17 protein-coding genes, 1 tRNA gene and 1 pseudogene are annotated in these 22,920 nt (G+C 67.7%); 4 read left to right on the forward strand and 15 right to left on the reverse strand.

Features of this window, described 5'->3' with window-relative positions:
- Positions 1 to 55 precede the first annotated feature (55 nt).
- Positions 56 to 715 (forward strand): bifunctional 4-hydroxy-2-oxoglutarate aldolase/2-dehydro-3-deoxy-phosphogluconate aldolase, encoded by a 660-nt coding sequence (locus POS15_RS09620; protein WP_019183264.1) that lies wholly within the window; start codon positions 56 to 58, stop codon positions 713 to 715.
- 55 nt (positions 716 to 770) lie between these two features.
- On the opposite strand, the gene POS15_RS09625 is transcribed toward POS15_RS09620, so the two are convergent.
- The 3 genes from POS15_RS09625 to ispG all read right to left on the reverse strand — a co-directional run bounded on the left by POS15_RS09625 (position 771) and on the right by ispG (position 3,593).
- Positions 771 to 1,418 carry a response regulator gene (locus tag POS15_RS09625; protein WP_284129578.1) on the reverse strand — a complete coding sequence of 216 codons (648 nt, stop codon included), beginning with the start codon at positions 1,416 to 1,418 and terminating at the stop codon, positions 771 to 773.
- Between the two features lie 200 nt (positions 1,419 to 1,618).
- Complete coding sequence (locus tag POS15_RS09630; RefSeq protein ID WP_284129579.1) at positions 1,619 to 2,347, reverse strand: phosphatase PAP2 family protein; 729 nt, start codon at positions 2,345 to 2,347, stop codon at positions 1,619 to 1,621.
- On the reverse strand, positions 2,328 to 3,593 hold the full coding sequence (gene ispG / locus POS15_RS09635) for a flavodoxin-dependent (E)-4-hydroxy-3-methylbut-2-enyl-diphosphate synthase (RefSeq protein WP_019183267.1): 1,266 nt from the start codon (positions 3,591 to 3,593) through the stop codon (positions 2,328 to 2,330). Before ispG ends, POS15_RS09630 begins: the two co-directional genes overlap by 20 nt.
- Positions 3,594 to 3,737: 144 nt before the next feature.
- On the opposite strand from ispG, the gene POS15_RS09640 reads away from it, so the two are divergent.
- Both POS15_RS09640 and POS15_RS09645 read left to right on the forward strand, forming a co-directional pair.
- On the forward strand, positions 3,738 to 4,964 hold the full coding sequence (locus POS15_RS09640) for an ATP-binding protein (RefSeq protein WP_019183268.1): 1,227 nt from the start codon (positions 3,738 to 3,740) through the stop codon (positions 4,962 to 4,964).
- The gene (locus POS15_RS09645; protein ID WP_019183269.1) at positions 4,961 to 5,545 is read left to right on the forward strand and encodes a response regulator transcription factor; all 585 of its coding nucleotides are present in this window, start codon (positions 4,961 to 4,963) and stop codon (positions 5,543 to 5,545) included. The genes POS15_RS09640 and POS15_RS09645 overlap by 4 nt, the downstream gene beginning before the upstream one ends.
- Before the next feature lie 84 nt (positions 5,546 to 5,629).
- Here POS15_RS09645 and POS15_RS09650 read toward each other — a convergent pair whose 3' ends face one another.
- From POS15_RS09650 to pcnB, 8 genes are all read right to left on the reverse strand, one after another.
- Positions 5,630 to 7,192, reverse strand: a complete 1,563-nt coding sequence (locus tag POS15_RS09650) for a sodium/sugar symporter (RefSeq protein ID WP_026069786.1) — start codon at positions 7,190 to 7,192, stop codon at positions 5,630 to 5,632.
- 96 nt (positions 7,193 to 7,288) lie between these two features.
- The gene (locus tag POS15_RS09655) at positions 7,289 to 9,889 is read right to left on the reverse strand and encodes an exo 1,3/1,4-beta-D-glucan glucohydrolase (protein WP_284129581.1); all 2,601 of its coding nucleotides are present in this window, start codon (positions 9,887 to 9,889) and stop codon (positions 7,289 to 7,291) included.
- A 336-nt stretch (positions 9,890 to 10,225) separates the two neighbouring features.
- Positions 10,226 to 11,740 (reverse strand): glucose-6-phosphate isomerase, encoded by a 1,515-nt coding sequence (gene pgi, locus POS15_RS09660; protein ID WP_046273611.1) that lies wholly within the window; start codon positions 11,738 to 11,740, stop codon positions 10,226 to 10,228.
- A complete protein-coding gene (gene panD / locus POS15_RS09665; protein ID WP_019183273.1) occupies positions 11,737 to 12,117 on the reverse strand; it encodes an aspartate 1-decarboxylase in 381 nt (126 codons plus the stop codon). The genes pgi and panD overlap by 4 nt, the downstream gene beginning before the upstream one ends.
- A 211-nt stretch (positions 12,118 to 12,328) precedes the next feature.
- On the reverse strand, positions 12,329 to 13,171 hold the full coding sequence (panC, locus tag POS15_RS09670; protein WP_019183274.1) for a pantoate--beta-alanine ligase: 843 nt from the start codon (positions 13,169 to 13,171) through the stop codon (positions 12,329 to 12,331).
- Complete coding sequence (gene panB / locus POS15_RS09675) at positions 13,168 to 13,983, reverse strand: 3-methyl-2-oxobutanoate hydroxymethyltransferase (RefSeq protein ID WP_284129582.1); 816 nt, start codon at positions 13,981 to 13,983, stop codon at positions 13,168 to 13,170. Before panB ends, panC begins: the two co-directional genes overlap by 4 nt.
- A 31-nt stretch (positions 13,984 to 14,014) precedes the next feature.
- A complete protein-coding gene (folK, locus tag POS15_RS09680; RefSeq protein WP_284129583.1) occupies positions 14,015 to 14,503 on the reverse strand; it encodes a 2-amino-4-hydroxy-6-hydroxymethyldihydropteridine diphosphokinase in 489 nt (162 codons plus the stop codon).
- Between the two features lie 3 nt (positions 14,504 to 14,506).
- Positions 14,507 to 15,874, reverse strand: a complete 1,368-nt coding sequence (gene pcnB, locus POS15_RS09685; protein WP_026069788.1) for a polynucleotide adenylyltransferase PcnB — start codon at positions 15,872 to 15,874, stop codon at positions 14,507 to 14,509.
- Positions 15,875 to 15,924: 50 nt separating this feature from the next.
- On the opposite strand from pcnB, the gene POS15_RS09690 reads away from it, so the two are divergent.
- Positions 15,925 to 15,999, forward strand: a tRNA-Glu gene (locus tag POS15_RS09690).
- Positions 16,000 to 16,147: 148 nt separating this feature from the next.
- Here the strand turns inward: POS15_RS09690 and POS15_RS09695 are convergent.
- The 4 genes and pseudogenes from POS15_RS09695 to POS15_RS09710 all read right to left on the reverse strand — a co-directional run bounded on the left by POS15_RS09695 (position 16,148) and on the right by POS15_RS09710 (position 22,844).
- A pseudogene (locus POS15_RS09695) lies at positions 16,148 to 17,577 on the reverse strand (sugar porter family MFS transporter).
- Between the two features lie 31 nt (positions 17,578 to 17,608).
- Positions 17,609 to 18,949: a xylose isomerase gene (gene xylA / locus POS15_RS09700; RefSeq protein ID WP_070470608.1), complete on the reverse strand. Its 1,341-nt coding sequence runs from the start codon at positions 18,947 to 18,949 to the stop codon at positions 17,609 to 17,611.
- Entirely contained in the window at positions 18,946 to 20,469 is a 1,524-nt protein-coding gene (xylB, locus tag POS15_RS09705; RefSeq protein ID WP_284129584.1) for a xylulokinase, read from the reverse strand. Before xylB ends, xylA begins: the two co-directional genes overlap by 4 nt.
- The gene (locus POS15_RS09710) at positions 20,466 to 22,844 is read right to left on the reverse strand and encodes a glycoside hydrolase family 95 protein (protein ID WP_284129586.1); all 2,379 of its coding nucleotides are present in this window, start codon (positions 22,842 to 22,844) and stop codon (positions 20,466 to 20,468) included. Before POS15_RS09710 ends, xylB begins: the two co-directional genes overlap by 4 nt.
- Positions 22,845 to 22,920: the final 76 nt, after the last annotated feature.

A 22,920-nucleotide genomic window follows, 5' to 3' on the forward strand; every position in this document is an offset into this window, starting at 1 on the left:
ATACCGGCGCGTCGTTCGCGCTGCAGACATTGATGAAAAGAAGGATTGGAAACGCATGAGCATCGCCGAACATCAGAAACGCGCTGAAACCCTGTTGAAGGCTGCCGGCATTCTGCCGGTGGTGACCGTGCATACGCTCGATCAGGCCCGTGCAGTCAGTGCGGCGTTGCTGGAGGGCGGGCTGCCGGCGATCGAGCTGACGCTGCGTACGCCGGTGGCGATGGAAGCGCTCGCCATGCTCAAGCGCGAGCTGCCGGATGTGGTGGTGGGTGCGGGCACGGTGTTGACCGTGGAGCAGATGCAGCAGTCCATCGATGCGGGCGCCGATTTCCTGGTCACGCCGGGTACGCCGGCGCACATGGCCGATGCGCTGGCGCAGGCGCCGCTGCCGGTGGTGCCGGGTGCGGCGTCGCCGACGGAGATGCTGGCGCTGTATGCGCGCGGCTTCCGGGTGTGCAAACTGTTCCCGGCCTCGGCCGTGGGCGGGCTGGCAATGATCAAGGGCCTGGCCGGTCCGATTCCGGATCTGAAGCTGTGCCCGACCGGCGGCATCACCGAAGACACCGCCGCCGAATACCTGGAGCAGAAAAACGTGGTCTGCATCGGTGGTTCGTGGATGGTGCCGGGGGGTTGGATCGAGCGTGGCGAGTGGGACAAGGTGCGCGAAAGCGCGGCCCAGGCCGCGAAGATCGTGGCGCGGGTCCGCGCGCACTGAACGAAAACGCCCGGGCATGCCCGGGCGTTTTTTTACGTGCCATCCCACGCGTGGATTACATCGGGCGCGCCGGATCCACCAGGCCGTACTGGCTGGCCATGCGCGCGAGCGCGATGTTGTCGTTGATGCCCATCTTCTCGAACAGACGCGCCTTGTGCGTGTTGACGGTCTTCGCGCTCAGGCTCAGGCGTTTGGCGATGTCTTCCTGGCGCAGGCCCTGGGTCAACAGCAGCGCCACTTCCAGCTCGCGCGGGGACAGGGTGTCGAACGGCGAGTGGTTGCCTTCCACGTTCGACAACGCGAGGTTCTGCGCGATGCTGTTGCCGAGATAACGACGGCCGAGCGCTGCATCGCGCACGGCACGCAGCAGTTCCTGGGCATCGCAGGCCTTGCCGATGTAGCCGGAGGCACCGGCTTCGAGCAGGCGCTTGGGCATCGGTCCATCTTCAAGGACGGAGACGATCACCACGCGGGTACCGTGGTCGCCACGGACCACGCGCTCGGTCACTTCCATGCCGCTGACGCCAGGCAGGTGCAGATCGCACAGCACGACGTCGGGCCGCAGTCGGCGGATATCCGGCAATGCATCTTCGCCACTCTCCGCCTCACCGACCACCTCGATGTCGGTCTCGTTGGAGAGGATCATCTTCATGCCCGTGCGCACCAGAGCATGATCGTCCGCCAGATACACTCGAATCGTCATCCGCCAACCTCGTCAAACACTGTGAACGGGGGCAAGCCTAGCCGCGGGATGTGTCGATCACAAGGAACCAGGTTCCCCATCATCGCGTTCTGCTCCACGCATCACAGACGTGCTGTCTGCCCCTCCCCCCTGTGCCTCTCATCCTCTTCCGTTCCAGTGGAACAGCCTATGGATGCCGCCCGTTTTCATGCCGCTTTCGGCTAGTTTACCGCCGTATTCGTCTCAGCGGCATGCCGCCACGGATGGCGACGGCGGAACATGACCAGGAAGCACCCTACCACCCAGACCAGGGCGGCACACCAGCCGGCCAGGATGTCGGAGGGGTAATGGACCCCGAGGTAGACCCGGGACAGGCTGACCAGCACCGCAAAGGTCACCGCGGAGAAGGCGACCGGCCAGCGCCAGCGGGTGTTCCAGGCCAGCAGCACCAGGGTGACGGCCAGGGTCATCGAGCCCATGGCATGGCCGCTGGGGAAGCTGAAGGTGCTTTCCGGGGCGATGGATTCCCACAGGCTGGGCCGGTCGCGCTGGAAGAAGCGCTTGCTGCCCAGGTTGAGCAGCGCCGAGCCGGCAAAGCAGATCGCCACGAAACTGGCCTCGCGCCAGCGTTTGCGCCAGGCCAGCAGGGCCACGATCAGCACATCGGCCGGGATCAGGAACCACTCGTAGCCCAGTTTGGAGAGCAGCACGAAGAACTGGTCCAGCCCCGGCGAATGCAGGCCATGCATCTTCCACAGCAGCGGCGCATCGAAATAGATCGATTCCAGCTCATGGACTTCATCGGCCAGGGCGACGAACCCGGCCAGGGGCAGCAGCACGCCCACGAACAGCAGCACGAAGCGCCAGGCGTTGCGGCCCATCCAGTGGCGGAAACCGGCCGCCGCCTCCGGGGCAGCCAGCACCGCCGGCTTATCCGAGCGTTCGGACATAGGTGCGTTCGACGTAATCGTCGATCAGCGCCACGAAGTCCTGGGCGATGTTCTCGCCGCGCAAGGTGACCGTCTTTTCACCGTCCACGAAGACCGGCGCCGCCGGCGTCTCGCCGGTCCCCGGCAGGGAGATGCCGATGTTGGCGTGGCGCGACTCGCCCGGCCCGTTGACGATGCAGCCCATGACCGCCAGGGTCATGCTTTCGGCGCCGGGGTGGTTCACCTTCCAGAGCGGCATTTTCTCGCGCACATGGTTCTGCACGACCTTGGCCAGCTCCTGGAAGAACTCCGAGGTGGTCCGGCCGCAGCCGGGGCAGGCCGTGACCAGCGGCGTGAAGGCCCGCTGCCCGGTGGTCTGCAGCAGTTCCTGGGCGACGATCACCTCGGCGGTGCGCGACTGGCCCGGTTCGGGGGTCAGCGAAATGCGGATGGTGTCGCCGATGCCTTCCTGCAGCAGCACCGCCAGCGCCGCCGAGGAGGCGACGATGCCCTTGCTGCCGATGCCGGCTTCGGTCAGGCCCAGGTGCAGCGCGAAATCCGAGCGCTGGGCCAGGTCGCGGTACACCGCGATCAGCTCCTGCACCCCACTGACCTTGGCCGACAGCACAATGCGGTCGCGCGGCAGGCCCAGTTCCACGGCGGTCTCGGCCGAATCCAGCGCCGAGCGGATCAGCGCCTCACGCAGCACGCGCCCGGCATCCCAGGGCTGCGCGCGCTGGCTGTTCTCGTCCATCAGGCGCGCCGCCAGCGACTGGTCGAGCGAGCCCCAGTTGGCGCCGATGCGGACCGGCTTGTTGTAGCGGATCGCAAATTCGATCAGCTGCGCGAACTGGGTGTCTTTCTTCTTGCCGAAGCCGACGTTGCCCGGATTGATCCGGTACTTGGCCAGGGCTTCGGCGCAGGCCGGCTCCTGGGTCAGCAACTGGTGGCCGTTGTAATGGAAGTCGCCGATCAGGGGGACATCGATCCCCATCATCTGCAGCTTTTCCACGATCCGCGGGATGGCCGCAGCCGACTCGGGATTGTTGACGGTCAGCCGCACCATCTCCGAGCCTGCGCGCCACAGTTCGGCCACCTGCTTCACACTGGCGGCGACATCGGCGGTGTCGGTGTTGGTCATCGACTGCACCACCACGGGATGGCCGCCACCCACGACCACGCCGCCGATACGGACAGGCTGGGTCTGGCGGCGGGCCCACACGGCGGAGTCGGCGGGTTGGGTCGGTCGGGTCACGGCGTCATGCATCGGCGTATTTTAGCGCGCCCAACGCGCACGTAGGTGCCTGTCGTTGCTCGGCGCTCATGTTCAGCGCCCGCCGCACGGCGCCCCGCCCCGGTGCGGCCGATTGTCGCAGGCAGGCGCTGTCGGGAGCGCATAGGATGTGCGGTGATGACCGGTACCGACGCCCCCTTTCTCCGCACCCTGTGCAGTCTGCGCTGGCTGGCCGTGGCCGGCCAGGCCGCCACGATCCTGGTCGCCACCTGGGTGCTGGGCCTGGAACTGCCGCAGCTGCCGCTGTGGGCTGGCGTCGCCGCGCTGACCCTGTTCAACCTGTACGCGCAGCTGCGTGTGCAAGGCCCCGATACCGCGCCGGTCACCGCCTTCGGCCACATCCTGGTGGATGTCACCGTGCTGACCTGGATGGTCGGCTGGAGTGGCGGCATCGCCAACCCCTTCGGCTCGCTGTTCCTGATCCTGATCGCCCTGGCTGCGCTCGCCCTGCCCCTGCGCTGGACCCTGGCCGTGGCGGCGGCCTGCCTGATCGGCTACGCGGTCAGCGGCGTGTTCGGCCTGCCACTGCCCAGCGGCTACTTCACCGGTGCGCAGATGCAGCAGTGGGGCGTGGTCTGCAACTTCCTGCTGTCGGCGACGGTGGTGCTGGTGTTCGCCACCCGGCTGGCGATCGCCCTGCGCCAGCGCGAGCACGAACTGGCCCTGCTGCGCGAGCGCTTCGTCCGCAACGAAGGCATCGTCGCCCTGGCCACCCACGCCGCCTCGGTGGCGCATGAACTCAATACCCCGCTGGCGACCATGACCCTGCTGGCCGACGACATCGCCGACCAGACCGAGAGCAGCGAGGTCCGTGATGACGTGGAAACCCTGCGCGAGCTGCTGGTGCAGTGCCGCGAGCGCGTGCTGGCACTGGCCCGCCCCGCCGCAGGCGATGCCCCCGGCCGCGATGCGGTGACCTTGCCGCAGGTGCTGGAGCAATGGCGGCTGGTGCGCCCGACCATCGCACTGCATCGCAATGAAGATGCCCCGCTGACCCTGCCGCTGGACCCGGGTATCGGGCACCTGCTGATGGTGCTGCTCAACAATGCCGCCGACGCCGGCGAGAAAGCCGACCGCCCGCAGGTGGACCTGTCGCTGCGCATCGAAGGCGATGACCTGATCGGCGAAGTGCGCGACTACGGCCACGGGTTCGATGCCCGCCAGGCCGTGTTGCCCGGCACCTTGTTCAACAGCGGCAAGACCGACGGCATGGGTGTCGGCCTGGCGCTGTCCCACGCCACCATCGAACGCCTGGACGGCGAGCTGTGGATGCGCCCGGCCAATGGCGCCGGCACCCGCGTCGGCTTCCGCCTGCCCTTGTCCCCACGGGAGACTTCCGCATGACCGCCTTCACCCCCGCGCCCGGTCAGGCCAGCCACGGCCTGCTGGTCGACGACGACGAACTGTATCTGCGCACGTTGCAGCGCAGCCTGGCCCGCAAGGGGCTGGAAACCGTCACCGCCAGCGACACTGCCTCAGCGCTGCTGCTGGCCCGCCAGCAGCCGCCCGCCTACGCGTTGATCGATCTCAAGCTGGGCACCGAGTCCGGCCTTGCCTTGATCCAGCCTCTGCGCGCCCTGCGCGAAGACATGCGAATCCTGCTGGTGACCGGCTACGCCAGCATCGCCACGGCGGTGGAAGCAATCAAACTCGGTGCCGACGATTACCTGCCCAAGCCGGCCACGGTGCCGATGATCCTGCGCGCACTCGGCGAGGAAGACGATGGTCCCGCCGACGATGGCGACATGGAACCGCCGGATGCGATGACCCCGATCAGCCGGCTGCAGTGGGAACATATCCAGCAGGCGATGCATGAGACCGGCGGCAACGTCTCCGCCGCCGCGCGCCTGCTCGGCATGCACCGGCGCTCGCTGCAGCGCAAGCTGGCCAAGCGGCCCAGCCCGGAGCGCGATCCGAGCAGGTGACCGGCCCGTTGCAGCGCCGCGAATGAAAACGAAAACGGCGACCGCGAGGCCGCCGTTTTTGTTGGCCGCATGCGGGCAGCGCGGTTACCAGAACACCGTGTACAGCGCGATCAGGATCGCGATCACCGCCGTACCGCCGATGTTGAAACTCATCGGCGTGGCATAGCGCACGTCATCGGTACGGATCAGATCCTGCCCGGTGCGCGCCGGCTTCCACAGCGAGATCACCACGGCCAGCACCAGCGCCAGCAGGAACACCAGGCCGACGCGGTCGATGAAGGGCAGCGTCGGCCAAGCCAGTTTCAGCACGATCGACAAGGCGAACGAGCCGATGGCCGCGGCAAGTGCGCCGGCTTCGCTGGCCTTCTTCCAGAACAGGCCGAGCAGGAAGATCACGGTGATGCCCGGGGTGAAGAAACCGGTGAATTCCTGGATGTACTGGAAGCCCTGGTCGAAGCTGCCCAGCAGCGGCCGTGCCGTGGCGATCGCCACCAGCACCGACACCGTTGCTGCGATGCGACCCACGCGTACCAGCGTGGCCTGGCTGCTCTGCGGGCGTGCCTTCGCGTAGAAATCCAGGGTGAAGATGGTCGCGACCGAGTTGATCTTGGACGCCAGCGACGCCACGATCGCCGCCACCAGCGCCGCGAAGACCAGGCCGAGGATGCCACTGGGCAGCAGGCTCATCATCGCCGGGTAGGCCCGGTCCGGCTTGCCCAGATCCGGCGCCAGCACCACCGCCGCGATACCCGGCACCACGACCACCAACGGCACCAGCAGCTTCAGGAAGGCCGCGAACAGCACGCCCTTCTGCGCCTCACCGATGTCCTTGGCCGCCAGCGCGCGCTGGATGATGTACTGGTTGAAGCCCCAGTAACTCAGGTTCATGATCCACAGCCCGCCGATCAGCACGCTCAACCCCGGCAGGTCTTTGTAGAACGGATTGTCGGGGTGCAGGATCATCTGGAAGTGTTCCGGGTGCTGGTCCCACAGCTTCTGGAAGCCCCCGGGGATGCCGGCGTCGCCGCCCACCGCGTTGAGGGTGAGCGCGGTCACCAGCAGGCCACCAAGGATCAGCAGCGAAACCTGCACGATATCGGTCAGCGCCACCGCCTTGAGGCCGCCGTACAACTGGTAGAGCAGCGCGAACACGCCGATCAGCACCAGTGCCAGCATCTGGTCCATGCCGGTGACCTCGGTCACCGCGATCGAGCCCAGCCACAGGATCGAGGTCAGGTTGACGAAAACGTACAGGCCCAGCCAGAACACCGCCATCAGCGTGCGGATCCGGTTGCCGTACCGCTGCTGCAGGAACTGCGGCATCGTGTAGATGCCGTTGCGCAGGAAGATCGGCAGGAAGTACTTGCCCACGATCAGCAGGGTAAGCGCAGCCATCCATTCGTAGGAGGCGATGGCCAGGCCGATCGCATAGCCGGAGCCGGACATGCCGATGATCTGTTCAGCCGAAATGTTGGCGGCAATCAGCGACGCGCCGATCGCCCACCACGGCAGCGAGCGCCCGGCCAGGAAGTAGTCTTCGGCACTCTTGCTGTGCCCGGCCTTCTCGCGCGAGACCCATTGCGCCAGCACGAAGATGCCGGCCAGGTAGACCAGCACGATTGCCACATCGAGTGTTGCCAATCCCACGTCATGCTCCTTGTGCAGCGTTGCACCGGCCCGCGTGCCGGCAAGTGCGGCGCGCGGCGGCGATCCGCCCCTGCCCAGCGGCAGGGGCCCTGTGGCTCACCGGGTCGGACAGGCGACCACGGTCTGGGCATCATTGCCGGTGCCCAGCGCGATGCGCGATACCGACAGGTCCAGCGCGTTTGAAGACTCCAGCACCGGCAGGCGCTCGATCTTCGACAGGTCAGCACCGGCCGCGGCGAAACACTTCAACGGCACGCCGATCGTCTGCCATTCGTCCTCGCCGATCGCGCCCAACGTCGCCGCCAGATCCAGCCGACCCTCGCACCCCTGGCCGCAACCGATCGCCAGCCCCACCGGCCCGCTGATCGCGCCGCTGCGGCGCACGGTCAGCAGCAACTGCACATCGCCATTGCTCTCGCGGGTGAGGTCCAGCGGGCGCGTGGACAGCAGCGCCATGTCCGCCTTGCCACTCCCCGACCACTGCAGCCGGCGCGCGTCTTCCTGCGCCTTGTGATCGACGGCCGTCACTTTCAGGCTGGCATCGCTGAGCACGGCCGGGAAGGTCAGGGCCGGCAGCTCGGACTGTTTGACCCCGCTCAAGCGCATCGCCAGGCCCGCGGCCGGCTTGCCCTTGTTGAAATACACGCCGGCATCGCCCTGCTCACCGGTGATGCCCGAGGCTTCCGGCAGTGCGGCGAGGTTGCCGTTGTCGGCATAGCGCAGGCCGAAGCCGAACGCGAACTGCGGGTCGTAGTCCTTCTGGCCGACATTGTTCTGGTACTGCACGGCGGTACGCGGCCAGGAGAAGCTGAGCGTGCCCTTGAAGTCGTGCTGCACGCTGCCGTCGGGCTTGCGCAGCAGCACGTCGGCGATGCCGGCCCCTTCCGAGCCCGGCAGCCAGGCGGCAACGAAGGCGTCGGATGCGTTGATTTCGCGGTTCACCCACAGCGGACGGCCACTGAGGAACACCGTGACCACCTTGATGCCCTCGCTCCTGAGCCGCTTGATCAACTGCAGGTCGCTGTCATCGCCCGGCTTGTAGGCCAGTGTGGCGATATCGCCCTGGAACTCGGCGTACGGGTTCTCGCCCACCACCACCACCGCGACATCCGGTTTGGTGCGGTACCTGCCGTCGATCGCCAGCTCGGCGCTGCCACCGGCGGCGGTGACCTGCTGCTTCAGCCCATCCCAGATGCTGTCCGCGTTCGGGTAGTCCGCACGCTTGGTCCCGGTGCCCTGCCAATTGAGTGTCCAGCCACCGGACTGCTTGCCCAGGTCGTCTGCGCCATCCCCGGCGACCAGCACGCGCTGTTTCGGCGCCAGCGGCAGGACGCCGTCCTGGTTCTTCAGCAGCACCAGTGATTCGCGTACCGCCTGGCGCGCGATCGCGCGGTGTTCCGGCGCGCCGAGCAGCTCGAACTTGCCGCCGAGTGGACGCGTGGAGGGCTTGCCGGCCTCGAACAGGCCCAGCCGCAGCTTGACCCGCAGGATGCGACGCACGGCCTCGTCCAGCCGTTCCATGCTGATCACGCCGGCTTTCACCGCCGCGACATTGCTCTCATAGATCCCCTTCCAGCTGTCGGGCGCCATGAGCATGTCCACGCCGGCATTGAACGAGGCCGGGCAGTTGTCATTGGTGCACCCGGCGACCTTGCCATGGCCGTTCCAGTCACCGACCACGAAGCCGCCAAAGTGCATGCGGCCCTTCAGCACGTCCGTCAACATCGGCTTGTGGCCGTGCATGGCGACGCCGTTGAAGCTGTTGAACGAGGCCATCACGGTCTGCGCGCCGGCCTGGATGGCGGGCGGGTAACCGGCCGCATGCACGTCGCGCATCACCGCTTCGCTGACCTGGGTATCGCCCTGGTCCTTGCCGTTCGTGGTGCCACCATCGCCGGCGTAGTGCTTGACCGAGGCGATCACGTGGTGCCCGTCCAGGAAGCCCGGCTGGCCGGGGATGCCCTGCAGACCTTCGACCACCTTGCCAGAGAAGCTGGCCACCAGCGCCGGCGACTCGGAATAGCCTTCGTAGGTGCGGCCCCAGCGGTCGTCCTGCGGCACCGCCACGGTGGGGGCGAAGGTCCACTCCATGCCGGTGGTGCGTGTTTCCACGGCGGTGACCTGGCCGATCTGGCGCATCAGGTCCGGGTTGCGGGTCGCGCCCAGGCCGATGTTGTGCGGAAACAGCGTGGCGCCGACGATATTGCTCTGCCCGTGCACCGCGTCGATGCCGAAGATGATCGGGATGCCAGGACCGCCGCTGGCCGGATCCAGCGAGGCCTCGTAGTAGGCATCGGCAAGCGCCAGCCATGCCGACGGCGGCGCGTCGTACTTGCCGCCGGGATCGGAGTTGCCGCCGGCCAGCACCGAGCCGATGTGGTACCGGCGTACGTCGTCGGGGGTCATGCTGGCGATATCGCCCTGCACGGTCTGCCCGACCTTCTGCTCCACACTCATGCCGGCCATCAACGCATCGATGCGCTTCTCCAGCGCCGGGTCCTCGGCCAGCGGCCACGCCAGCTCGGGCCAGTTCTGCGGGTGGATGGCGTCGGCCGCGGTGGCGGCCGCGGGCGATGGCGTGGTCGCGGCAGGCCGGTCACCGCCGCAAGCGGCCAGCAGCAACATCGTGGCCGACGTGGCCAGCGCGAGAGCGTGGCGGATCGACCGCCGGTTGGAGCGAAGCGAAAGCAACGGCATGTACCCTCCCAGGTATCGCACAAGCAGCAGACGGATGGCGCGACTCCCCGCGCCATGACGACGTACCTTTGGTGTTGCGCGCGATGCTGTCAATCCGGCGCGTGGCTATGCCATCGACCGGCGCCGATATGGGATTGTGCTATAGCCAAACCGACGCCCCACCCTGCAATTCCGGCGGCTCACGGCATACCTATCCGCCCTGTCAGTGTTTTCCGTGTTGCGCTGCAGTATCCCGGTCGGTGCGCACTGCGCAGATCCGGACGCGCAGCAGCAGGCGCCAGAACGCAGAACCGCCGGGCAGGCCGGCGGTTCGTGGTCATGCGGTGGGGCCGATGCTCAGCCCTTGAGCCGGCCCAGCAGTTCCAGCGTCACCGGGTCGGTGATCGCATGCGCTTCCCCCTGCAACGCGGGCAGCAACTGGCTGGCCAGCTGCTTGCCCAGCTCCACGCCGAACTGGTCGAACGCGTTGATGTTCCAGATCAGCGACTGCACGTACACGGCGTGTTCGTACATGGCGATCAGCGCACCGAGCGACTGCGGGGTCAGTGCATCGAGCAGGATCAGGGTGCTCGGGCGGCCGCCGGGATACTCGCGGTGCGGATCTTCGCTTCCCTGGCCATTGGCCAGCGCCTCGGTCTGCGCCAGCAGGTTGGCCATCAGCGCCTGGTGGTTGACCACGTAGGGATCATCATTGCGCACGCAGCCGATGAAATCGGCCGGGATCACGCTCGTGCCCTGGTGCAGCGCCTGGAAGAAGCTGTGCTGCACATCGGTGCCCGCCCCGCCCCACCATACCGGCACGGTGTCGCTGGCGACCGGGCTGCCATCGAGCTGCACGCGCTTGCCCAGGCTCTCCATCACCAGCTGCTGCAGGTAGGCCGGCAGCAGCGCCAGGCGCTGGTCGTAGGTCATCACCGCATGCGTGGCGTGGCCAAGCAGGTTGCGGTTCCAGATATCGGTCAGCGCATGCAGCACCGGCAGGTTCTGCGGCAGCGGCGCGGTCAGCGCGTGTTCGTCCATCTGCGCAGCGCCCTCGAGCAGCTGCTCGAAGCGGCTGAAGCCGATCGCCAGCGCGATCGGGAAGCCAACCGCCGACCACAGCGAATAGCGCCCGCCCACCCAGTCCCACATCGGCAGGACGCGGCCGGCGGCGATCGAGAAGGCCTTGGCCGCCCGCTCGGGGTTGGCACTGACCGCATACAGGCGCTCGCTGCCGCCCAGCCAGTCGTGCAGGATCTGCCCGTTGAGCAGGGTTTCCTGGGTGCCGAAGGTCTTGGAGATCAGGATGCCGGCCGTGGTGGCCGGGTCCAGCGTGGCGAGCGTGCGCTGCATCGCGGCGCCATCGACGTTGGAAACGAAATGCACACGGAAACGCGCGCCGGTGACCGGGCGCAGTGCATCGGCCACCAGCCGCGGGCCGAGGTCCGAGCCGCCGATGCCGACGCTGACGATATCGGTGATGTCGGTCGCTTCCAGTGCGGCGATCAGCTCGCCCATCTGCTGGCGCACCTGGGCGGCGGTGGCAAACGCCTCACCGGCCACGGGCGCACCGCTGGCATCGCCGCGCAACGCGGTGTGCAGCGCGGCACGGCCCTCGGTCACGTTGACCGTTTCACCGCGGAACAGGCGCTGGAACCCGCCGGCGACATCGCGCTCGGCAGCCAGCTGCAGCAGTGCGTCCAAGGCCGCGCGGTCGTACTTCTGCCGCGCGAAATTGACATACAACGGACCGACCCGCACGCCCAGCGATTGTGCGCGGCCCGGTTCGGCGGCGATCAACGAAGGGATGCTCGCGCCGCGCAGGCGCTGGGCATGGGAATGAAGCGGGTCGAATCCGTTGTGTTGTGTCATGCGGCCTGTGTCGGGATCGTGTCGTTGGTGTGGGAGATCTGGTTCTTGCCGTCCACATATACCAACTTCGGCTTGAAGCTGTCAGCTTCTTCTTCGCTCATGCTGGCGAAGGCGGCGATGATGATGATGTCGCCCACCTGCACGTGGCGCGCGGCGCCGCCGTTGAGCGACACCACGCCGCTGCCGGCTTCGGCGCGGATGGCATAGGTGGAGAAACGCGCACCGTTGGTCACGTCCCAGATGTGCACCTGCTCGAACTCACGGATGCCGGTCGCGGCCAGCAGGTTGTCATCGATGGCGATGGACCCTTCGTAGTTCAGCTCGGAGTGAGTGACGGTGGCGCGGTGGATCTTGGTCTTCAGCAGGGACAGGTGCATGGCAACGGGACAACGGTAAAGGAAAGGGAAATTCTAGCACCCGGGGGGCGGGCGGCAGGGCGCGCGGCGCCGGTCGCGGGAGGGGGCTGCCCACCGTTCAGCATCTTCAGGCCGCCCCGCCGCCCCGGTAAAGCCACCCCATGGGTGGCTGCACGCCCGGCATCGCCCAGCAGCCACCCATGGGGTGGCCCTACCCGGCGGGGCGCAGCCCTCAGAACTCCAGGTTGTCGATCAACCGGGTGTTGCCGATCCGGGCGGCGATCAAGGCCACGCGGGTGCCGTCGTTGGCATCGGCCGGCTCGGACAGGTCCGGCAGGCGGACCACCGCGTAGTCGACCTGGAAACCGGCCGCCTGCAGGGCAGCCGCCGCCTCGGCTTCGATCAGGCTGCGGCTCTTGCCGGCGATGAAGCCCTCGCGCATCCCCAGCAGCACCTGGTGGATGGTGGTGGAGACCGGGCGCTGCTCGGCGTTGAGGTACTGGTTGCGCGAGCTCATCGCCAGGCCGTCGTCTTCGCGCACGATGTCGCCGCCGACGATCTGGATCGGGAAGGCCAGGTCTTCCACCATCTGGCGGATCACCGCCAGCTGCTGGTAGTCCTTCTTGCCGAAGGCGGCCACGTCCGGCTGGACCTGGTTGAACAGGCGCGAGACCACGGTGCAGACGCCATCGAAATGGCCCGGGCGGTGCGCCCCTTCGAGCAGGCCGCTGATGCCCGGCACGTTGACGCTGGCCGCCAGCTCGACGCCGAACGGGTACATCGATTCAACGGTGGGCAACCACAGCACATCGCAGCCGGCCTGCTCCAGGCCGGTGGTATCGGCTTCGGGCGTGCGCGGGTAGCGGGTGAAGTCCTCGTTCGGGCCGAACTGGGTCGGGTTGACGAAGACGCTGGAGACCACGCGGTCGGCGTACTGCCGCGCCAGCGTGACCAGCGAATAATGCCCTGCATGCAGGTTGCCCATGGTCGGGACCAGCGCGACGCGCAGGCCCTCGCGCTTCCAGCCGTTGACGACGGCGCGCAGACGGGACAGTTCGGTGACGGTTTCGATCATGAGGCGTAGGCGTGTTCTGCGTCGGGGAAGGAGCCGTCGCGCACGGCGTCGGCGTAGGCACGGACCGCACCGGCAACCGACCCGCCTTCGGCAAGGAAATCCTTGACGAACTTGGGACGGCGATGGCCGCTGTCCAGACCGAGGAAATCATGCAATACCAGTACCTGGCCATCGCACTGCGGGCCGGCGCCGATGCCGATGGTGGGCACGCTGACCTCGGCGGTGACCAGGCCGGCAACCGGCGTGGGCACGCATTCCAGGACGACCAGGCTGGCACCGGCGGCGACCACGGCCTTGGCATCATCGCGCAGCTGCTGGGCGGCGTCGCCACGGCCCTGCACGCGATAACCGCCCAGGCGCAGCACCGACTGAGGGGTCAGGCCCAGGTGCGAGCACACCGGAATCTCGCGCTCGACCAGGTAACGGATGATGTCCAGCTTGAAGCCGGCACCTTCGATCTTGACCATCTCCGCACCGGCCTGCAGCAGGCGCAGCGAGGCGTCCAGCGCGCGCTCGGGGGTGGCATCGGCGCCGAACGGCAGATCGGCCACCAGCAGCGCGCGCTCCAGCACGCGGGCCACGGCGCGGGTGTGGTAGACCATGTCGTCGGTGGTCACCGGCAAGGTCGAGTCGTGCCCCTGCACCACCATGCCCAGGGAGTCGCCGATCAGGATCAGGTCCACGCCATTGGCGTCGAAGCTGCGCGCGAAGCCGGCATCGTAGGCGGTCAACATCACCAGCTTCTGCCCCGTGCGCTTGGCCTCCGCCAATGCGGGGACGGTCCAGGGCTTGCTGTCTGCGTGGGTACTCATGAGCTGATAACCGGTGGCGATAAGCCCCGCATTATCCTCCTATTGAAGCGATCCCGCAGGCCTCGACCCGCACCACAGCATCCCGCACGCGGCCGTGACCGGGAATGACGGCCTCCGGCGCGATCTCGGCCAGCGGCAGCAGTGCGAACGCGCGCGCGTGCAGATACGGGTGCGGCACCTGCAGCTGCGGCAGATCGATGACGTCTTCGCCATACAGCAGCACGTCCAGGTCCAACGCGCGAGGGCCCCAGTGCACCGCCGGGTCACGGACACGCCCGAAGCGGCGCTCGATCTCCAGCAAGGCCTCCAGCAGCGCCGGCGCAGGCAGGGTGGTGTCCAGCACGGCGGCGGCGTTGACGAACGCCGGCTGGTCTTCGTTGCCCCAGGCGGGCGTGCTGTACAGCTGCGAACGCGCCTGCAGCGTGGTCTGCGGCAGCTCCGCCAGCGCCTGGAACGCCTCGCGCAGGGTCTGCGCAGCGTCGCCGAGGTTGGCGCCCAGTCCGATACAGGCCAGGGTCACGGCTTACTCGCCTGCCGCTCCACCGGGACGACGACGACGGCGGCGGCGCTTGCGCGGCGCACCGTCTTCGCCCTCGCCGTCGGCCTGGGCGGCATCCAGCGCCGAATCCAGCTCCGTGCCGGACTGCAGCTGCGCTTCGCGCCAGAACGCAACATCGGCTTCGTGCTCGCTGGAGGCGACCTGGCGCAGGACCAGGAAGTCGTAGGCGGCACGGAAGCGCGGATGGGTCAGCGTGCGGATCACCCGCTTGCGCTGGCGCGAGCCGAAACGCCCCTGCAGCAGCCAGATCTCCTGCATCGGCAGCGAGAAGCGGCGCGGCAGCGCGATCGTGGTCAGCTGGTGCAGGGTCACGCGGTCGGCGGCGCGGCGCTGGGCTTCTTCCAGCGCGACTCCCTGCTTCTGCAGGCTGGCCAGGGCGCGGCAGAAAGCCGGCCACAGCAGCAGCGCGAACAGGAACGACGGCGACACCGGCTCGTCATTGGCCACGCGCAGGTCGGTGTTGTGCAGGCCTTCGATGACCATCCGGCGCAACGCGCCACTGCGGTTGCTGCGCAGCGCCGCGGCGCTTTCCGGGAACATGACGTCGAGCAGGCCATAGCGCTCCAGGCCTTCGAAGCTGGCCACGCCGTGCCCGGACAGGAACAGCTTGAGCACTTCTTCGAACAGGCGCGCCGGGGCGGCCTCGGCCAGGAGGTTGGCCAGGCGCGGCAGCGGCTCGGCGGTCGCCTCTTCGATCTGGAAGCCCAGTTTGGCCGCCAGGCGGACCGCGCGCAGCATGCGCACCGGGTCTTCGCGGTAGCGCTGCTCGGGGTCGCCGATCAGCTTCATCAGGCGGGCCTGCACGTCTTCAAAGCCGCCGGTGTAATCGCGCACCGAGAAATCCTCGATCGCGTAGTACAGGGCGTTGCAGGTGAAGTCGCGGCGGATCGCGTCGTCTTCGATGCTGCCGTACACGTTGTCGCGCACGAGCATGCCGTTTTCCATCTCACGGTCGCCGCTGCCATCGTCGATGTTGGCGCGGAAGGTGGCGACCTCGATGATCTCGCGGCCGAACACCACGTGCGCCAGGCGGAAGCGGCGGCCGATCAGCCGGCAGTTGCGGAACAACTGCTTGACCTGCTCGGGCGTCGCGTCGGTGGCAACGTCGAAATCCTTGGGGTGGCCGTTCACCAGCAGATCGCGGACGGCGCCGCCGACCAGGTAACCGGCAAACCCGGAATCACGCAGCCGGTACAGAACGCGCAGGGCGTTGGGGCTGATGTCCTTGCGGGAGATGTTGTGCTGATCGCGCGGGATCACGCGCAGGCTGAACGGTGATGTAGCAGAGGAATTGATGTTGGCGCTTCCGGTTGAGTTTTCGGGATTGCCCAATGGCATCTAGGTCCATATACTAGCGCGCTGCGCAGTTCGCGACAAAGCCTGCTCCCTTCGTCTAGAGGTTAGGACGTGGCCCTCTCAAGGCTAAAACAGGGGTTCGAGTCCCCTAGGGAGCACCAGTCGCGGTGCAGATAGCCAAAAACCCCGCCACGGCGGGGTTTTTTGCGTTCAGGGTCCCGGCTGGCGGCGTGCACCGTGGCAGACATCGGCCGGGGAGCACCCTCCCCGGCCAGGCTTCCTGACGCTTCCGGCCACCTCTGAAGGGGTTCAGCCTTCCATCTGCTCCAGTTCCTTGCCCTTGGTCTCCTTCACGAAGCGCAGCACGAAGAACACCGAGATCACCGCCGCGACCGTATAGATGCCGTAGGCCCCGGCCAGGCCGATGCTGCCCAGCAGGATCGGGAAGGACACGGTGATCGCGAAATTGGAGGTCCACTGCGCGGCACCGGCCACCGCCAGCCCCGAACCACGGATCTGGTTGGGGAACATCTCGCCCAGCATCACCCACATGACCGGGCCCCAGGACATGTTGAAGAAGATCACGTAGACATTGGCCGCCACCAGCGCCAGCACGCCCATGTTGTCGGTCAGCTGCAGCTTGCCGGCGGTATCCAGCGAGCCGCTGGCAAAGGCGATGGTGACCAGCGCCAGGGAGATCGCCATGCCGACCGAGCCCACCCACAACAAAGGCTTGCGGCCGATGCGATCGATCAGGACCACGGTGATCAGGCAGGCGCCGATGCTGAGCGCGCCGGACAGCACATTGATCAGCAGCGCGTCATTCTCCGAGAAGCCCACCGCCTGCCACAGCACCGCGCCGTAATAGAAGACGACATTGATGCCGACCAGCTGCTGGAACACGGCCAGGCCGATACCGATCCAGACGATCGGGCGCAGCTTGCCGGTGCTCCTGCTGATGAGGTCAGAGAAGGTTGGCCGGTGCTGGTCCTGGGACAGCGAGCCTTCGATCTCGGTGATCTTGGCCTGCGCCTCGGCCGGTCCGTACAGGCGGGTCAGCACCGCCAGCGCCTGGTCACGGCGCCCTTTGACCACCAGAAAGCGCGGGCTCTCCGGGATCACCAGCAGCAGGCCGAGGAACAGCAGCGAGGGAATGGCCTGCATCCAGAACATCCAGCGCCATGCCGCCTGGCCCAGCCAGAGTTCCTGGGTGGAGGCCCCGGCCGCCTTGGCCAGCAGGTAGTTGCTCAGGAAGGCACAGAACAGGCCGCTGATGATCGCGATCTGCTGCACCGTGGCCAGCCGCCCGCGGTAACGGGCCGATGCCACCTCGGCGATGTAGGCCGGCGACATCACGCTGGCCGCGCCGACCGCGAAGCCGCCGATCACCCGGGCGATGATGAACACCGTGGAGCTGTGCGCCGCGCCCGCGCCAAGCGCGGAGAACAGGAACATCACCGCGGCGATGATCAGTACCCCCCGCGGCCGAGCCGGTCGCCGAGGCGCCCCGCGAAAAACGCACCGATCGCACAACCGAGCAGCATCGAGGCGACCTCGAAACCGATCCCGGCCGAACTGGACTGGAAGGTGTCCTTGAGGCCATCGACGGTGCCATTGATCACGCCGCTGTCGAACCCGAACAGGAAGCCACCGATGGTGGCCACGCAGCTGATCAGGACGATGAAGCCGGTGTTCTCGCCGCTGCCGGCGCGGGTACTGCTGAGCGAAGCACTGGACATGGTGATACCTGGGTCGGAAGGGGACGGCGGGTCAGCGCAGCAGGTACTGGTTGATCAGGTTCTCATACCTTTCCTGGCGGCCGCTGCGCTGCTGCGGTTCCCCTTGGGCCAGCGCCAGGCTGCGCAGCGCATCCAGACTGCTGCGACCGGCAGCGAACTCGGCACCGGCGCCGCTGCTGAAGCTGGCGTAGCGATCCTGGCGCCAGCCTTCCAGCGGCGAGGTCTCGATCAGGGCATGTGCCACCTCCAGGCCGCGTGCGAACGCATCCATGCCGCCGATGTGGGCCTCGAACAGATCTTCCGGCGCGGACGACTCGCGCCGCACCTTGGCATCGAAGTTGAACCCGCCCGGGGCCAGGCCACCCTGGCGCAGCACGACCAGCATCGCCCCGACGGTGTCGTACAGGTCGGTCGGGAACTGATCGGTGTCCCAGCCGTTCTGCGGGTTGCCGCGGTTGGCGTCGATGCTGCCGAGCAGGCCGGCATCGGAGGCGACCTGCAGGTCATGGGCGAAGGTATGCCCGGACAACGTGGCATGGTTGGCCTCGATGTTGAGCTTGAAATCCTTGTCCAGGCCGTGCTCGCGCAGGAAGCCGACCACCGTGGCACTGTCGAAATCGTACTGGTGGTTCATCGGCTCCATCGGCTTGGGCTCGATCAGGAAATTGCCGGTGAAGCCGATGCTGCGCCCATGGTCACGGGCCAGCGTAAGGAAGCGCGCCATGTTGTCCTTCTCGCGCTTCATGTCCGTGTTGTACAGGCAGGCATAGCCTTCGCGGCCGCCCCAGAACACGTAATTCTCACCGCCCAGGGCCACGGTGGCCTCGAGTGCGGCCTTGACCTGCACCGCGGCGCGGGCAACCACGGCGAAGTCCGGATTGGTCGAGGCACCATTCATGTAGCGCGGGTGCGAGAACAGGTTGGCGGTGCCCCACAGCAGCTTGACCCCGGTCGCCTTCTGGCGCTCGCCGGCAATGCCGACCATGTGCTGCAGGTTGGCCTCGTACTCCGCGATATCGTCGGCGTCCGGCGCCAGATCGATGTCGTGGAAGCAGTAGTACGGCACGCCCAGCTTGGTGATGAATTCGAACGCGGCATCGGCCTTGGCCTCGGCGCGCGCCAGCGGGGTATTGCCCGCGTCCCACGGATACACCCGGGTGCCCGGGCCGAACGGGTCATGCCCGCTCGCGCAGAAGCTGTGCCAGTACGCCACCGCGAAGCGCAGGTGCTCGGCCATGGTCTTGCCGCCCACGCGCTTGTCCGCGTCGTACACCTTGTAGGCCAGCGGATTGTCCGAGTCGCGTCCCTCGAACGGGATGCGGCCGATGCCGGGGAAGTATTCCTTTGCGCCGATGTAAACGGAGGTGCTCATTGCTCGGATCCTTGCGGTGGTGACGGGTCGGTGCGCAGCAGCGGACCAACCTCGGAAAGATGGTGGAGGAAACGCCGGTAGTGTTCTGCGTAACGCGGCACAGTGTGCGGATCCGGGGTGGCCGACAGCGCCGCATCGAAACGCACATGCGCATCGACGGTTGCGGCCAGGCTGTCGCTTCCGCCCTGCCCGCGCTGCGAGGCCCACAGCCCCTGCAGCGCCGCGCCGAAGGCCGCGCCTTCAGCCTGGGTCGGCACCTTCACCGGCAGATCGAACACATCGGCGATCAATTGCCGCCATGCCGCACTGTTGCTGCCGCCGCCGGTGAGCAGCACGGTGTCGAAGGACAGGCCCGCGCTGGTGAAAGCGTCATAGCCGTTGCGCAGGCTGTAGGTGGCGCCTTCCATCGCGGCGCGATAGAAATGCGCCGGCGTGGTGTTGTGCAGGTCCATGCCGTGCAGGCAGGCGCGCGCGTTGGGCAGGTCGGGGGTGCGCTCGCCGTTGAAGTACGGCAGCATCACCAGCCCGCCGGCGCCGGGTTCGGTCTGCGCCATCAGCGCCTCGCCACCGCCGCGCGGGAGGTTGAACAGCGCCGCCATGCGCTCGGTGGCGACAGTGCAGTTCATGGTGCAGATCAGCGGCAACCAACCGCCACTGGAGGAGCAGAACGCAGCCCAGCGTCCGGCGTCGTCGACCACCGGGTGGTCGGCATACGCGAACAGCGTGCCGGACGTGCCCAGGCTCATGGTCAGCCGCCCTGCTGCAACATTGCCGGTGCCCAGCGCCGCCATCATGTTGTCGCCGCCCCCGGTGGAGACCTGCACGTCGGCCGGCAGACCCAGCAGTGCGGCGATCCGCGGCGCCAGGGGGAAGGTCGTTTCCAGAGGAACCAGCGGCGGCAGCAGCGCGGCCAGGTCGCGCTGCGGGTCGATCGCCTGCAGCAGTTCGGGTGACCAGCGCCGCTGGCGCACGTCCAGCCAGCCGGTGCCGGATGCATCACCGTACTCGGCGTAACGCTGCCCGGTCAGCCAGAAGTTGATGTAGTCGTGCGGCAGCAGGATGCCGTCCAGTTCCGCATAGGCCTGCGCACGATGGCGGCGCGTCCAGGGCAGCTTGGAGGCGGTGTAACCGGCGAGGATGGGATTGCCGGCCAGCGCGATGCAGGCGGCGGTGCCGCCCACGGCCGCCATGATCGGCTCGCAGTACGCCGCGGTACTGGTATCGCACCACAGCTTCACCGGGGCGATCACCTCGCCACGTGCGTTGATCGGGACGAAGCCGTGCTGCTGGCCGGAAACGCCGATCGCCCGGATGCGGCCACGCTGCGCGGCCGTGAGCTCGGCGAAGCAGGCGATGATGCCATCGATCCACCACTGCGCCTGCTGCTCGCGGGTGCCATCGTCGTGGCTGACCAGCTGCATCGGCCGGGCGACCGTGGCCACCACCTCGCCCAGCGCCGGGTCATAGGCCAGCAGCTTGACGCTCTGGGTGCCGACATCCAGCCCTGCATACAGACTCATTGCTTCACCAGTTGATTGCCGCGCAGGCCGATGCGCTGCTGGCCGCCGGCGCGCAGCGCCACGGTCAGCGTGCTGTCGCCATGCACGAGTTGATAGGTGCCCCCGCGCTCACTGCGCAGCAGGGCCGATTGCAGCCGGCCATCGCGCCAGTGCAGGTCCACGCCGGCCGCGTTGCGCACGCGCAGGCCACGCACCTGGCCGTCGGGCCAAGCCTGCGGCAAGGCAGGCAGCAGGAAGATCGACCCGCCCCAGCTCTGCAGCAGCATTTCGGTGATGCCCGCCGTGCCGCCGAAATTGCCGTCGATCTGGAACGGCGGATGCGCGTCGAACAGGTTCGGGTAGGTGCGCTCGGGCGAGAGCAGCATCTTCAGGATCTGCAGCGCGTGCTCGCCGTCGCCCAGCCGCGCCCACAGGTTGAGCCGCCAGCCGATGCCCCAGCCCGTCGCCTCGTCGCCGCGGATCTGCAGCGAACGCTTGGCCGCAGCCGCCAGTGCGGGGGTGTCGCGGATGTTGATCTGGCTGGAAGGGTGCAGCGCATACAGATGCGAGACATGCCGGTGGTGCATTTCCGGCGCCTCCATGTCCCAGTCCTGCTGCCACTCCTGCAGCTGCCCGGCCTTGCCGATCCGATCGGCAGGCAACTGCGCGCGCAGCGTCTTCAACTGCGCAGCGAAGGCCGTATCGACACCGAGGGCTGCACTGATCTGGATGCACTGCGCGAACAGATCGCGCAGCAGCTGCGCGTCCATCGCCGGGCCGGCGCATATCGCCGCCCCGAACGGATGCTGGTTCTCAGGCGAGATCGAGGGATTGGTGACCATCGCGCCGGTGTTCGGGTCGCGCTGCAGGGTGGCCACGAAAAACTCGGCCGCACCCTTGAACAGCGGATGGATTCGGCGCAGATAGGCTGGATCGCGGCCGTAATCCCAGCGGTCCCACAGCTGCTGCAGCAGCCAGACACCGCCCATCGGCCACAGGCTCCACTGCGCGCCGTCGATCGGGCCCGCCTGGCGCCACAGGTCGGTGTTGTTGTGCACCACCCAGCCCGGGGCATCGTAGATGCGCCGCGCCGTGACCGCGCCGGTGCGGGCCAGGTCGAACAGCATCTCCTCCAGCGGCTGCACGCATTCGTGCAGCGCATTGGCCTCGCTGGGCCAGTAGTTCATTTCGGTATTGATGTTGATCGTGTACTTGCTCTCCCACGGCGGTGCCATGAGGTCGTTCCACACGCCCTGCAGGTTGGCCGGCTGCGAGCCGGGCCGCGAACTGCAGATCAACAGGTAGCGCCCATATTGGTGATACAGGGCGGCCAGCGCCGGATCGTTGCCGCTGGCGAAGGCCTGCACGCGCTGATCGGTCGGCAGCTGCGCGGCCGGCGTGCTGCCCAGATCGATCGACACGCGCCGGAACAGCGCCTGGTGCGCGGCCAGATGGCGCGCCAGCAGCGCCGGATAATCATGGGCATCAGCCTGCGACTGGTGCGCCGCGGTGAGCGCCTGCGGATCCCCACTGACGTCGTCGAAACGGCGGAAGCTGGTGGCGGCCGTCAGCACCAGCACCAGTTCGTCGGCACCTTCCACCTGCAGGCGATCGCGTGCGACCCGCAGCGTGCCACCGCGCAGTCGCGGCTGCACCCGCAGCGCAAAACGCAGCTTGCCTTCAATACCGGCGAAGCCCGCATTGTGCCCGTGGAACAGCAGACCGCCCTCGTCGGCGGCTACCTCGCCTGCCTGCGGGCTGTCCACGCCCAGCCGCAGCGAGACCCGGCCCGGCAGGTCGGCGCTGAGCCGCACCACGATGCACTGGTCCGGTTCGGACACGAACACCTCGCGCCGGTGCCAGGCGCCGCCGCTGCGGAATTCGGTGGTCGCCACGGCCGTGTCCAGATCCAGCGACCGGCGATACCCGTCGATATGGTCGGCACGGTCGAAATCCAGCAGCAGATCGGCCAGCGGCTGATACGGCATCTGCTTGGCCGGCCGCGACAGCAGCTTGGCGTCGGCCAATGCTTCGGCCTCGGCGTAACGCCCGGCGAAGACCAGCGCGCGCACCTCCGGCAGGGCTGCCAGGGCCTCCGGACTGGTCGCATCGTAGGGCCCCCCGGCATACAGGGTGTCCTCGTTGAGGCCGATCCGTTCGTGCGCGACTCCGCCCCAGACCATCGCGCCCAATCGACCGTTCCCGGTCGGCAGCGCCTGCACCCACTCGGTGGCGGGCGCGCGGTACCAGAGCTGCAGGGCGTCGCCTGTCGCCCCAGCGGCGTCGCCCCGCGCTGCAGCCACTGGCACCGCACCGGCCTGCGCCGACCACCCGGTCGCGGACAGGGTCAGCCCGGCCCCGAGCGCTTTGAACAGACCGCGACGGCTCAGTTCCACAGCATCACCCTGCTCTGCATTGGCTTGCCCGCGCTGCCTGCTGCCACTTCAACGCCCTCCAAGGCGAAATGTCCAC

The sequence above is a fragment of the Stenotrophomonas sp. BIO128-Bstrain genome, assembly GCF_030128875.1.
In the GTDB taxonomy this organism is placed as follows: Bacteria; Pseudomonadota; Gammaproteobacteria; order Xanthomonadales; family Xanthomonadaceae; genus Stenotrophomonas; species Stenotrophomonas bentonitica_A.